We start from the raw sequence: 12,257 nt of genomic DNA on the forward strand, positions 1-12,257 counted from the left end.
ATTCCTATGCTTGCGGCGGGTTGCGTCGGGCCGGCAGGTCGATCCCGACGACGAGCGGACAATGATCGCTCGCCTTCGGCCGGTCCCAGCCGACACGAGGATAACGATCGCAGGAGGTCGCAAGTGCCGCCAGCGAGCGATTTTCCTGCCGCGGGTCGAGCGGCACGCGATAGGGCAGCCCGCGGCGCACGATCTCGACCTCGGGTGCCGGACTGGCCGCGGCGAGCGCAGGCGACAGAAGGATGTAGTCGAGCTGCATGTGCCGCTCGACGATGTGCCCCTCGCTCTCCGACCATGCGCGGCGGAAATGCGTCCACCGCTCGTGCGCCGGCAGGTCGGCGAGCGGATTGACGGCAAAGCCGTGCGTTAGCGGCTCCAACCCGCTTTCCCCTTCCGCGATCACGCGGGCACCGGGACCGATGGTCTCCTCGCAGCCGTTGAGATCGCCGATAATGAGCCAGTTCGCCTCGGCGACGGCGGGTCCAAAACGCGCCTCGACGAGGCGGCGCACGGCCCGCGCCTCGGCTCGCCGCAGAGGGCGCGTGGCGATGCGCCCGTCGTCGCGGCCGTTGCTCATGGACTTGAAGTGACACACGAAAAGCGTGAGCGTCGCCTCCCCGAGATCGACATCGACCATCAGGCAGTCGCGCTGGAAGAGCCGGTCCGTCTCGAGGCGCCCCATCGCGGCGAGGTCGTCATCGAACACATCGAGGTCACGGAAGGTCAGCTCGGCGTGCGAGGTGGCGCGCACGGCGCCCGGCCCGGCGACGAGATCGCGCCGCATGGCGCAGGCCACATCGATGCCGCGCACGTCATTGCCGTGCCTGAGGCGGAAATGGCCGTAGCGCTTGTCGGCGAGACGATGCACGTAATTGGCGAAAAAGGCTTCCAGCACCGAGAGGCTGTCCACCTCCTGCAAGCACAGGATGTCGGCATGAGCCTCGGCGATGGCAAGCGCCGTCATCTGCCGCTTGTCGTCCTCGAGCGCCACCGCCACAGAGCGCTCCACCGCCTCGCGATGTTCCTTGGAGGAGAACTCGAACAGTGACATGGCGGCCGCCGTCTCGATGCGCGCCGCCGTGCCGAAGCGGTGGCGCGCAATGAGGTTCTCGACATTGAACGTCGCCACGCGCAGCCGCATCCGCCCAAATCCTCGTCCTGTCGGCCTCGCCCGGCGACGCTGCCGCAGCGCCTTATTAGGCGCCCGGCCGCGCGAGGTGTGAAGCCCCTAGACGGCCTCCACCGGAAAACTGTGGCTCGGCGTCACGAACTCGTCCTGCGCCGCGACGGTGAGGATCTCGCGCGAGCCCGCCTCCTGCGTCCGTTTGAGCAGACCATAGACGGAGGCCGCCGCCGCGCCGAGGGCCTTCGCCGCCGAGCGGCTGCGCAGGAAATGGACGAAGAACAGCGCCGCGATCGCATCGCCCGCCCCGTTGATACCCAGCGACAGGCGCGGCGTGCGCACGCGCCAGGTGCCTTCCCCGTCGGCCGCCAAGAGGTCAATGGCGTCTGCCGGCGTCTCCTCGGTATGGAGGGACGTGACCAACACCACACGCGGGCCGGCAGCGCGCACGGCCGAAACCGCCGCCTTCGCGTCGGCGAGCCTCGCCGAGCTGCGGCCGGAGAGGAAGTCGAGCTCGAATTGATTCGGCGTGACGATGTCGGCCGCCGGCACGGCATGCTCGCGCATGAACTCGGGAATGCCCGGCCGCACGAAGATGCCGCGCCCCACATCGCCGATGACCGGATCGCAGCAATAGAGCGCGGCCGCATTGGCTTTCTTCACCCGCCCGACGGCTGAGAGGATGCCGTTGCCGATGTCGGCCGAGCCCATGTAGCCGGACAGGACGCCATCGCAGACCGGCAGCACGCCGCGCTCGGCGATGCCGTCGACGAGTTCCTCGATCATCGGCGCGTCGAACACGCGCCCTTTCCAGGCACCGTAGCCCGTGTGGTTGGAGAACTGCACCGTATGGATCGGCCACACCTCGACGCCCAGGCGCTGCATGGGAAAGACGGCCGAGGCATTGCCGACATGGCCGAAGGCGACGTGCGACTGAATGGAAAGAACGTTCATCCCGAGCCCTCCCGAGCGCAGAGCCTCGGTTTAGCGGCGCAGGACGCGAAGGAGAAATGAAAAGGCGTGAGGAGTGCCCCACGCCCACGAGATGGATCGAGCGGTTGCTCCTTGTCCGGGCCTGTCATTGCAAGTCGGGCTTGCCCGACTTGCAACAGGTTGAAGCACGCCGCGGCCCCGTCACTTCAACTCGATCGTCTCCTCGATGACGTGGTCGAGCGGCACGCCCTCGGCCGTGAGCTGCATGCGCAGCTTCAGCCGGCCGCCAGGCACCGCCCCCTCGCGCACCACGCGCTCGATCTCGCGCTGGGACGTGACGCCCACCTGCTTCAGGAACTTGCGCAGGGCCATGTTGAACTTCTCTTCGTCCATGGCTGCCTCCTCTCCTACGCCCCGGCTCAGCTGCCGCCAGCGGCCTTCTTCACGAAGGTGTCGGTGAAGGTCTTCGACAGGTCGACATTGGCCTTGGCGAGTTCCTCGTCGAACTGCGTCAACATGCCGAGCGCGCTCTTCATGCCGTCCTCCGGGATGATACCGGTGCGCGAATAGGTCTCGCGCGAGGCCTCGACGGCGCGCTCGTAGAGCGCCCGGTCGCCCAAATAATACGCCTCCGGAACGGTCGCGACGATATCGTCCGTACTGGCCGTCTCCAGCCACTTCAGCGACTTGTGGAAGGCGTTGACGATCGCCTGTACCGTCTTCGGATTCGCCTCGATGAAGTCCTGTTTCAGGTAGACGACGGCGGCCGGATTGGAGCCGCCGAAAATCTCCTTGGTGCCCTTCTCCGTGCGCGAATCCGCGATGACGACGATGTCGCCGTCCGCCTCGAGCTTGGAGATGACCGGGTCAAGGTTCGAGATGGCCTCGATCTCGCCCTTCTTCATGGCCGCAACCGCGCCCGCGCCGCCGCCGACGCCGATATAGGCCGCATCCTTCGGATTACCGCCCGCCTTGGCGATGAGATAGTTGACGAAGAAGTTGGTGGACGAGCCGGGCGCCGTGACGCCGACCTTGGCGCCCTTGAGGTCCGCCGGCGACTTGATGGCGTCGGCCTTCTCCTTCTTCACGGCCAGCACGATGCCCGGAAAGCGCCCGAGCTCGATGACGGCGCGGATGTCCTGGCCCTTGGCCTGCATGCGGATGGTGTGCTCATAGGCGCCGGTCACGACGTCCACCGACCCGCCGACGAGCGCCTGCAGCGACTTGGCGCCGCCGCCGAAATCGTTGATTTCGACCTCAAGCCCCTCCTCCTTGAAGAAGCCCTTCCGCTCAGCGATGGTCAGGGGCAGGTAGTAGAGCAGCGGCTTGCCGCCGACGCCCAACGTCAGCTTCGGCTTTTCCACGTCGGCCGCATGGGCCGCGCCGCCGGCAACCGCCAACAGGGCCGCTGCCGCGATAGTCTTCCAGAATGTCATTGGTTTCCTCCCACCTGTTGTTCTGTCCCGCAATCACCCCTGCGCCGTCGCCGCCCCGGTGCCCGGCTGCCAGACGGTGAGCCGTTTCTCGATGGCCGTGACGAAGGTGTCGATGACGATGACGAAGACGGCGAGCACCAGCATGCCCGAGAACACGCCGGTGACGTCGAAGACACTCTCGGCCTCGTGGATCTTGTAGCCGAGCCCGGCCGAAGAACCGAGATATTCGCCGACGACGGCTCCGACGAGCGCGAAGCCGACCGAGGTGTGCAGCGAGGAGAACATCCAGGTGAGCGCCGCCGGCCAGTAGACGTGGCGCAGGAGCTGCCGTTCGTTCATGCCCAGCATGCGGGCATTGGCGAGCACCACGGGGCTCACCTCGCGCACACCCTGATACACGTTGAAGAAGACGATGAAGAAGACGAGCGTGAAGCCGAGCGCCACCTTCGACCAGATGCCGAGGCCGAACCACAGGGCGAAGATCGGCGCCAGGACCACGCGCGGCAGGGCGTTCGCCGCCTTTATGTAGGGGTCGAACACGCTGGCGAGAATCTCGCGCCGCGCGAAGAGGAAGCCGAAGGCGATGCCTCCGATGGCGCCGAAGGTGAAGGCGAGCACCGTCTCGGTCAGGGTGATGCCGAGGTGATACCACAATTCGCCCGAGACGAGATCCTTCCACGTGCGGGCGAGGACATCGAGCGGCGTCGAGAAGAAGAAGGGATCGAACAGCGGCTTGCCGCCGCTCACCGGCACGGCGGTGAGGAGATGCCAGACGAGGAGGAAGGCAAGCCCGACGCCCACCTGCATGGCAAGAAGCGTCGTGCGTCTCATGCGTTCGCCCCTTCACCCTGCGCGTAGGCCTTCTGAACCTCGACACGCAGGGTCGCCCAGATGGCCTTGTGGATGGCGTGGAAGGCAGGATCCAGGCGGATCTCCGCGATATCGCGCGGCCGCGGCAGGGAGACGGGATAGTCGCCGACGATGCGGGCCGCGGGTCCCGCCGACATCACCACCACCCGGTCCGCCAGCGCGATAGCCTCCTCGAGATCGTGCGTGACGAACATCACGGCCTTTCGATCCTGCGCCCACAGGTCGAGCAGCAGGTTGCCCATGATCTGACGGGTCTGTGCGTCGAGCGGCCCGAAAGGCTCGTCCATCAGCAGGATCTGCGGGTTGCGGATCAGCATCTGTGCCAGCGCGACACGCTTGCGCTGGCCGCCGGACAGCATGTGCGGATAGCGGTCGGCAAAGGCGGCCAGGCCGACACGGCCGAGCCATTCCCGGCCCCTCGCCAGCGCCTCGGCCCGCGGCACACCCTTCGGCTCCAGCGCCACGGCGACGTTGTCGATGGCTGTCTTCCAGGGCATGAGCGCGTCCTGCTGGAAGAGATAGCCGGCACGGGCATTGAGCCCCGACAATCGCTCGCCGAAGATGTCCGCCCCGCCCGCCGAGGGCTTGAGCAGCCCGGCCGCCGCGTTGAGCAGGGTCGACTTGCCGCAGCCCGTCGGCCCGACGATGGCAACGAACTCGCTGGCACCGACGGCAAGATCGATGTCGCGCACAGCCTGGTAGGTGCCGCCGCCCTTGAGCGCGAAGGTGATCGCCACCTGCGACAGCCGCACCGCCGGGCTGTCCGCCTCCTTCACCTGTGCCGGAGCGTGCATGCCCGTCCCGTCATCGCGCGTCCTCGATTCCTTGTCTTCGTTCGAAGCAGGAAACGTTAACCGATACGGCCTGCGACGCAACCGCCGCGGCTCCGTGACGGCGCCTGCCCTCTGCCACTTGCACTATCCCGTTGCCTCCCGACATATGGAGCCGTTCCTTCCACCCGGGCCCCTGATGACCTTTGACAATTTCGTTTCCGGCACCGTGGCCTTCGTCCGTGACCATGGCGAGTGGGCCCCGGCCATCGTGTTCGGGCTCGCCTTCGCGGAATCCTTTGCCTTCATTTCGCTGCTGGTGCCCGCCTGGGGCATTCTCGTCGGCATCGGCGCCCTCATCGGCGTCAGCGGCCTCGAATTCTGGCCGATCTGGCTCGCGGCCGCCGCAGGCGCAAGCCTCGGCGACTGGGTATCCTACCTCATCGGCTTCCATTTCAAGGATGCGGCGACGCGCGTATGGCCCCTGTCACGCCACCCGCAGATGGTGGAGCGCGGCCATCGCTTCTTCATGCGCTGGGGACCCTGGGGCATCTTCATCGGCCGCTTCTTCGGGCCGCTGCGGGCTGTCGTCCCCCTCATCGCCGGCATCTTTGCGATGCCCCGGTTCCTCTTCCAGATGGCGAACGTCTCCTCCGCCATGGTCTGGGCCTTCGTCCTGCTTGCCCCCGGTGCCTTCGCCTTTCACAGGCTGCTGTAGAAAGGCCCCGGCACGGTGCACCGGGGCTCTGATGGGGAGCGCAAGCAGAACCAGCTCGCGCAGTTTTGTGGACGAATTCCCTTCACCGTCATGCCGGGGCTTGTTCCCGGGGTATCCACGGATGCCTGGCAGCGCCAGGCTGAAAGGTTTGGATGGCCGGGATGAGCCCGGCCACGACGGTGGCGGCCGGGATGCTCAGTTCTTGGACTTGTCGACCAGCGCCTTGGCCTTGATCCAAGGCATCATGGCGCGCAGCTTCTCGCCGACTTCTTCGATCTGGTGAGCATTGACGCGCGCGCGGGTCGCCTTGAACGAGGTCTGGTTGACCTTGTTCTCGAGCATCCAGTCGCGCGTGAACTTGCCGGACTGGATGTCGGTGAGCACGCGCTTCATCTCGGCCTTCGTCTCCGCCGTGATGATGCGCGGGCCGGTGACGTACTCGCCGTACTCGGCCGTGTTGGAGATCGAGTAGTTCATGTTGGCGATACCGCCCTCGTAGATGAGGTCGACGATCAACTTCACTTCGTGCAGGCACTCGAAATAGGCCATCTCGGGAGCGTAGCCCGCTTCGACCAGCGTCTCGAAGCCGGCGCGGATGAGCTCGACAAGGCCACCGCACAGCACCACCTGCTCGCCGAAGAGGTCGGTCTCGCACTCTTCCTTGAAGGTCGTCTCGATGATGCCGGCGCGGCCACCGCCAATGGCGCTGGCGTAGGAGAGGCCGAGATCGTGGGCATTGCCAGAGGCGTCCTGATGGATGGCGATGAGCGAAGGCACGCCGCCGCCGCGCTGGTATTCCGAGCGCACGGTATGGCCGGGGCCCTTGGGCGCCACCATGAGCACGTCGAGGTCAGCGCGCGGCTCGATGAGGTTGAAGTGCACGTTGAGGCCGTGCGCGAAGAGCAGCGCGGCGCCGTTCTTCATGTTGTCGGCGAGGTGCTCGCGGTAGATGTCGGCCTGCAGCTCGTCCGGCGTCAGCATCATGATGACGTCGGCCCACTTGGCGGCCTCGGCCACCTCCATCACCTTGAAGCCCTCGGCCTCGGCCTTCTTCGCCGAACCCGAGCCCTTGCGCAGGGCGACCGCCACGTCCTTGACGCCGCTGTCGCGCAGGTTGAGCGCATGGGCGTGGCCCTGGCTGCCATAGCCGACGACGGCCACCTTCTTGCCCTTGATCAGATTGAGATCGGCGTCGCGATCGTAATACACACGCATGATGGGCCCTTTCCTTGGCAAGGTGGTTATGATGGCACGCCAACCCCGACCATCCTGCGCGGCGCGGGTCGTGTCGTGGAACGTTTCTGTGACGGCGGTAAAGCCCGAGAAGCGCTGTGGGTCAAGTAAAATCCGGCACGGGGGACCAAGAGAGTTCCGACATGCGTCCTAACGATCCGTAATATGGAACAATCCGACAGGGAGGTTGCACCATGATTGCAGCGAATGCCGCGGAGATTATCGCCTTCTGGTGCGAGGCCGGCTACGAACGCTGGTTCTCGCGCGACGAGGCCTTCGACGAAGAGATCCGCGCACGCTTCCTCGCCACCCATGAGGCAGCCGCCGCCGGCGCGCTGAACCGGTGGGAAGAAACGCCAGAAGGAGCGCTCGCCCTGCTGATCCTGCTCGACCAGTTTCCCCGCAACCTCTTCCGCGGCACGCCGCGCGCCTTCGCCACGGACGCGCTGGCCCGCACCATCGCCGACCGGGCGCTGACCAAGGGTTTCGACCAGAAGGTGCCGCCGGAGCTGAAGGGCTTCTTCTATCTGCCGTTCATGCATTCTGAGAACCTCGTCGACCAGGAGCGCTGCGTCGCCCTGTACGAGGCGGCGGGCGACGAGAAGGGCCTGCCCCATGCCATCGAGCACCGTGACATCATCGCCCGCTTCGGCCGCTTTCCGCATCGCAACCCCATCCTCGGCCGTGCCACGACGGAAGAGGAGGCCGCCTTTCTTGCAAACGGCGGCTTTTCCGGCTGACGTTCACGAACGCCCGGCGAGCACCCTGCGCAGGATCCCCATGAGCGCCTCACGGCGCTCGGCTCCGCGCGGCTGTTCGCGTCGCTGCAGCGCGGCGCCGACGGAGGCCTTCGGGCTCCCGGTCCCGAGCTCATAATCGTAGCCGTCCCAGGCATCCTCACGAAAGGAGTAGAAGGCCCAGTGCAGGCCCGCCTCCTCGACGAGCGAGACGACATCGGCAAGATAGGCGTCGCAGCCCTTGTTCCAGCGTACGCAGCCGAATTCGCCGACCATCAGGCGCGAGCGCGGCACGTCCTTCGCCTCGGCCCACTCCAGGAAGGGCGACAGGTGCTTCGCGAGCCTCTCCCTGTCCCAGTATTCCGCCCGACCATGGGCCCGCACCACGCCAGGATAGGTGAAGCGTCCCCGGTTCTCGTGGCTGGTGAAATCGTAAGGCGCGTAGAGATGCACCGCGTAGATGAGATTGTCGTCTGCGATCGGCGTCAGGCAGCGCACTGCCGCCGGCTGGCCAAAGGACCCGGTGTCGAGGACGATGGGTATCGTAGCATCGACGGCGCGGATGGCCGCAACCATGTGACGATAGAAGGCATCGAGGTCGCGCGCCGTGCCCTTCGCTGCCGCGCACCAGCGGTCACGTTCGGCAATGTCACCCTCGGGAAGCCGGTAGCCATTCTCCGGCACCGGCTCGTTGACGATGTTATAGGCCACAAGGGCGGGATGGCCCTTGAAGGCCGTCGCTATGTCGCGCCAGTACGCTGCGGCCTGATCCCAATAGACCTTGTCGCGCCAGAGTCGGCCGTCGTGGCGGCGGCCGTTGAGTTGCACCCAGCGGGCGCCCGGTAGCCCGAGCGGCGTCAGCACCACCTTGACGCCCGCAGCGGCAGCCGCATCGAGAACCCGCCCGAGCCGCGCCAGATCGGCCGGCACGAGCCCCGCATAGACATCGAGACTGCCGGCGAGGAAGTCGCGCCGTTCGCCCCGCCACTTGTCGAAGGTCAGGCGCACGAAATCGACGCCGAAGTTCTTTGCAGCATCGAGGCGGGCGCGCGTCTCGACCTTGTTGAAGAAATTGGCGCCACGCCGCTGCTCCCCCCAAAAGCCTCCTGCCTCGCCAGCGGCGGCCGGCAGGGTGAAAAAGCCGGCAGCAAGCACGGCCGCCAATGTCGGCCGCGCCCATACCCGACGGCTGAAGCTCCCACAGCCTGCGCGCCGCACCTGTCTCACATCGACTCGGCGCCGCGGCCGATGGCCGCGATGCCGGTGCGGGCCACTTCCGTCAGCCCGCAGGCCGTCATGAGACTGATGAAACGCTCGGTCTCGTCGCTGGTCCCTGTCAGCTCGAAGATGAAGGACGAGAGCGTCGCATCGACCGTGCGGGCGCCGAAGGCCTGAGCAAGACGCATCGCCTCCACGCGAGCTTCGCCCTTGCCCACTACCTTCACGAGCACCAGCTCGCGCTCGATGGCGTCGCCGTTGACCGTCAGGTCGTCCACCCGGTGCACGGGCACGAGGCGCGAGAGCTGAGCCTTGATCTGCTCGATGACGTGCGCCGTGCCCGTCGTCACGATGGTGATGCGCGACAGATGCTTCTCGTGCTCGGTCTCGGAAACCGTGAGGCTCTCGATGTTGTAGCCCCGGCCGGAGAACAGGCCGGCGATGCGCGCCAGCACGCCCGGCTCGTTGTCGACGATCACCGCGAGCGTATGGCGCGCGATGGGCTCGGCAGCGGGAGCATCTGAATAGTGAGACTTCATCGGCGGACCTGCAAAGGGGGGCTGAACATGCTGCATGATTGTCCTCACGCACTCTTGCGATAATTCGCGATGGGCTCGGCGTCCACCTCGTCCTCGGCGACGATCCAGGGCTCGGCCAGCGCATCTTCGCGCCATGCGCGGAAGGCCGGCAGGTCGAGCACCGCGTCCATGTAGGCGCGTGTCGCCGCATCGACGGGGAAGGAATAGGTCTCGAGGCGGGTGACGACCGGCGCGTACATTGCATCGGCTGCCGTGAAGGCGCCGAACAGGAAGGGGCCCTCGGCGCCGAAGCGCTCCCGGGCCTCCCGCCAGGCGAAGGCGGCGCGTGCCACGTCGCGCGCGACCTGCGGGCCGAGGTCCATGGCAGCATACTTCTTGCCGAGATTCATCGGGCAGGCCGAGCGCAGCGCTGAGAAACCGGCATGCATTTCGGCGGCCAGCGACCGCGCCATGGCCCGTGCCGCCCGCTCGCGCGGCCAGATGGGCAGGTCGGGATGCATGTCAGCGAGATAGTCGATGATGGCAAGCGATTCCCAGACGACGATGTCGCCGTCGACAAGCGCCGGCACCTTGCCGGCCGGCGTATAGCGGGCGATCTCCGCCTTCCACGCCGGATCGTCAAAGGTCGGGCCGAAGGGCACCTTCACCTCCTCGAAGGGAATGCCGAAGTGGCGCATGACGAGCCACGGGCGCAGCGACCAGGAGGAATAGCACTTGTTGGCGATGACGAGCTTCATGGGCCTTCGTCCGGTTTCGACTGTGGGGCGCCGAGACTGCCGCGGCAACCGGCGCCGGTCCAATCAAGGCATGTGACGCAAACGATCACGGTTGACGCGCACGCGGCGCACCCTCCCCCTGAGGGGAAGGGTGCGGTGCCCAGCCTCACACCAGCATCTTGCCCTTGGCGTCGATGACCGAACCAATGTCCTCGGCCGCGTCGCCCAGGATCATCTCGTTGTGCGCCTTGCCCGAGGGGATCATCGGGAAACAGTTCTCCGCCTTGTCGACCACGCAGTCGAAGATCACGGGTCGGGGGGTGTCGATCATCTCGCGGATGGCATCGTCGAGTACGTCCGGCTTGTCGCAACGGATGCCGACGCCACCATAGGCCTCGGCCAGCTTCACGAAATCCGGCAGCGAATGCGAGTAGCTCTCCGAATAGCGCCCGCCGTGCAGCAATTCCTGCCACTGGCGCACCATCCCCATGTATTCATTGTTAAGGATGAAGACCTTGACCGGCAGGCGGTACTGCAGGGCGGTCGACATTTCCTGCATGTTCATGAGGATGGAGGCTTCGCCTGCGATGTCGACGACGAGCGCATTCGGATGCGCGAGCTGCGCCCCGATGGCTGCCGGCAGGCCGTAGCCCATGGTCCCGAGACCGCCGGAGGTCATCCACCGGTTCGGTTCCTCGAACTTGAAGAACTGGGCGGCCCACATCTGGTGCTGACCGACCTCCGTGGTGACATAAACCTCCCGGTCCTTCGTCAATTCGTACAGCCGCTCGATGGCGTACTGAGGCTTGATCACGTCGCTCGACTTGCGATAGGCGAGGCATTTGCGACCCCGCCAGCCGGCGATGTTGTCCCACCAGCCTTTGAGCGCCACCTTGTCCACCTGCGGCGCCGTGGAGCGCCACAGGCGCACCATGTCCTCGAGCACGTGGGCGCAGTCGCCGACGATGCCGATGTCAACCTTGACGTTCTTGTTGATCGACGATGGGTCGATATCGACGTGGATCTTGCGCGAGTGCGGCGAGAAGGCATCGAGCCGGCCCGTGATGCGGTCGTCGAAACGCGCGCCGATGTTGATCATCACGTCGCAGCCGTGCATCGCGAGATTGGCCTCGTAGGTGCCGTGCATCCCGAGCATGCCCAGGAACTGCGGGTCGGAAGCCGGATAGGCGCCGAGGCCCATCAGCGTCGAGGTGACGGGAAAGCCCGTCAGGCGCACGAGTTCACGCAGCAGTGCCGCAGCTTGCGGTCCGGCGTTAACGACGCCGCCGCCGGTATAGAACACGGGCCGCTTGGCTGAGGCCATCAGCGCGATCGCAGCCTTGATCTTCTCCATGTCGCCCTGCACCTGCGGGCGATAGGTCTTGTGCTGGTTGCTGGCCGGGCGCGCATAGGTGCCGCTCGCGAACTGTATGTCCTTCGGCAGGTCGATGACGACCGGACCGGGCCGGCCGTTCGCCGCGACGTAGAAGGCCTCGTGCATGATGCGCGGCAGGTCCTCGATGCGCTTGACGAGATAATTGTGCTTCGTGCAGTGGCGCGTGATGCCGACGGTGTCCGCCTCCTGAAAGGCGTCCGAACCAATGAGATGCGTCGGCACCTGCCCGGTGAGGCAGACGATCGGGATCGAATCCATCAGCGCATCGGTGAGGCCGGTGACCGCATTGGTCGCGCCCGGGCCCGACGTCACCAGCACGACGCCGACCTTGCCGGAGGAGCGCGCATAGCCCTCGGCCGCATGCACGGCGCCCTGCTCGTGCCGCACGAGCACGTGCTTGACCTTGTCCTGGTGGAACAACGCGTCATAGATCGGCAGCACGGCGCCGCCGGGATAGCCGAAGATGTGTTCGACTCCCTGGTCCTGCAGCGCGCGAACCACCATCTCGGCGCCGGTCATCGTCTCGCTCATCGTCTTCTCCGTTTCCTCGTCGGCGTGGCCGGACGGG

General features: G+C 66.2%; 13 protein-coding genes. 2 read left to right on the forward strand and 11 right to left on the reverse strand.

The genetic code is table 11. The annotated features are described in order from the left end of the window. Positions 1–4: 4 nt before the first annotated feature. The 6 genes from BOQ54_RS12495 to BOQ54_RS12520 form a co-directional block, all read right to left on the reverse strand. Complete coding sequence (locus BOQ54_RS12495) at positions 5–1,129, reverse strand: endonuclease/exonuclease/phosphatase family protein (RefSeq protein ID WP_145979770.1); 1,125 nt, start codon at positions 1,127–1,129, stop codon at positions 5–7. A 99-nt stretch (positions 1,130–1,228) separates the two neighbouring features. After that, positions 1,229–2,077 (reverse strand): pyridoxal kinase PdxY, encoded by an 849-nt coding sequence (pdxY, locus tag BOQ54_RS12500; protein WP_055457420.1) that lies wholly within the window; start codon positions 2,075–2,077, stop codon positions 1,229–1,231. 180 nt (positions 2,078–2,257) lie between these two features. Beyond that, on the reverse strand, positions 2,258–2,449 hold the full coding sequence (locus tag BOQ54_RS12505; protein ID WP_019404420.1) for a DUF6494 family protein: 192 nt from the start codon (positions 2,447–2,449) through the stop codon (positions 2,258–2,260). Between the two features lie 26 nt (positions 2,450–2,475). Then, entirely contained in the window at positions 2,476–3,492 is a 1,017-nt protein-coding gene (locus BOQ54_RS12510; protein WP_055457422.1) for an ABC transporter substrate-binding protein, read from the reverse strand. Positions 3,493–3,525: 33 nt separating this feature from the next. Continuing rightward, complete coding sequence (locus tag BOQ54_RS12515) at positions 3,526–4,323, reverse strand: ABC transporter permease (RefSeq protein ID WP_055457423.1); 798 nt, start codon at positions 4,321–4,323, stop codon at positions 3,526–3,528. Further along, positions 4,320–5,156, reverse strand: coding sequence for an ABC transporter ATP-binding protein (locus BOQ54_RS12520; protein ID WP_071924006.1), 837 nt, complete (start codon positions 5,154–5,156; stop codon positions 4,320–4,322). Before BOQ54_RS12520 ends, BOQ54_RS12515 begins: the two co-directional genes overlap by 4 nt. A 175-nt stretch (positions 5,157–5,331) precedes the next feature. Between BOQ54_RS12520 and BOQ54_RS12525 the strand changes: the two genes are divergently transcribed. Beyond that, complete coding sequence (locus BOQ54_RS12525; protein ID WP_055457425.1) at positions 5,332–5,850, forward strand: DedA family protein; 519 nt, start codon at positions 5,332–5,334, stop codon at positions 5,848–5,850. A 195-nt stretch (positions 5,851–6,045) separates the two neighbouring features. Here the strand turns inward: BOQ54_RS12525 and ilvC are convergent, their stop codons facing one another. Then, positions 6,046–7,065, reverse strand: coding sequence for a ketol-acid reductoisomerase (gene ilvC, locus BOQ54_RS12530; RefSeq protein WP_071924007.1), 1,020 nt, complete (start codon positions 7,063–7,065; stop codon positions 6,046–6,048). A 212-nt stretch (positions 7,066–7,277) separates the two neighbouring features. On the opposite strand from ilvC, the gene BOQ54_RS12535 reads away from it, so the two are divergent. Beyond that, positions 7,278–7,823 carry a DUF924 family protein gene (locus tag BOQ54_RS12535; protein WP_071924008.1) on the forward strand — a complete coding sequence of 182 codons (546 nt, stop codon included), beginning with the start codon at positions 7,278–7,280 and terminating at the stop codon, positions 7,821–7,823. A 3-nt stretch (positions 7,824–7,826) separates the two neighbouring features. On the opposite strand, the gene BOQ54_RS12540 is transcribed toward BOQ54_RS12535, so the two are convergent. The 4 genes from BOQ54_RS12540 to BOQ54_RS12555 all read right to left on the reverse strand — a co-directional run bounded on the left by BOQ54_RS12540 (position 7,827) and on the right by BOQ54_RS12555 (position 12,220). Further along, entirely contained in the window at positions 7,827–8,975 is a 1,149-nt protein-coding gene (locus tag BOQ54_RS12540) for a glycoside hydrolase family 5 protein (RefSeq protein ID WP_245316344.1), read from the reverse strand. A gap of 68 nt (positions 8,976–9,043) precedes the next feature. Continuing rightward, positions 9,044–9,577: an acetolactate synthase small subunit gene (gene ilvN, locus BOQ54_RS12545; protein ID WP_019404412.1), complete on the reverse strand. Its 534-nt coding sequence runs from the start codon at positions 9,575–9,577 to the stop codon at positions 9,044–9,046. A 44-nt stretch (positions 9,578–9,621) separates the two neighbouring features. Further along, complete coding sequence (locus BOQ54_RS12550) at positions 9,622–10,314, reverse strand: glutathione S-transferase family protein (protein ID WP_071924010.1); 693 nt, start codon at positions 10,312–10,314, stop codon at positions 9,622–9,624. Positions 10,315–10,459: 145 nt separating this feature from the next. Continuing rightward, a complete protein-coding gene (locus BOQ54_RS12555; RefSeq protein WP_055457430.1) occupies positions 10,460–12,220 on the reverse strand; it encodes an acetolactate synthase 3 large subunit in 1,761 nt (586 codons plus the stop codon). Positions 12,221–12,257 lie beyond the last annotated feature (37 nt).

Source organism: Chelatococcus daeguensis, from assembly GCF_001887265.1.
GTDB classification, from domain to species: Bacteria; Pseudomonadota; Alphaproteobacteria; order Rhizobiales; family Beijerinckiaceae; genus Chelatococcus_A; species Chelatococcus_A sambhunathii.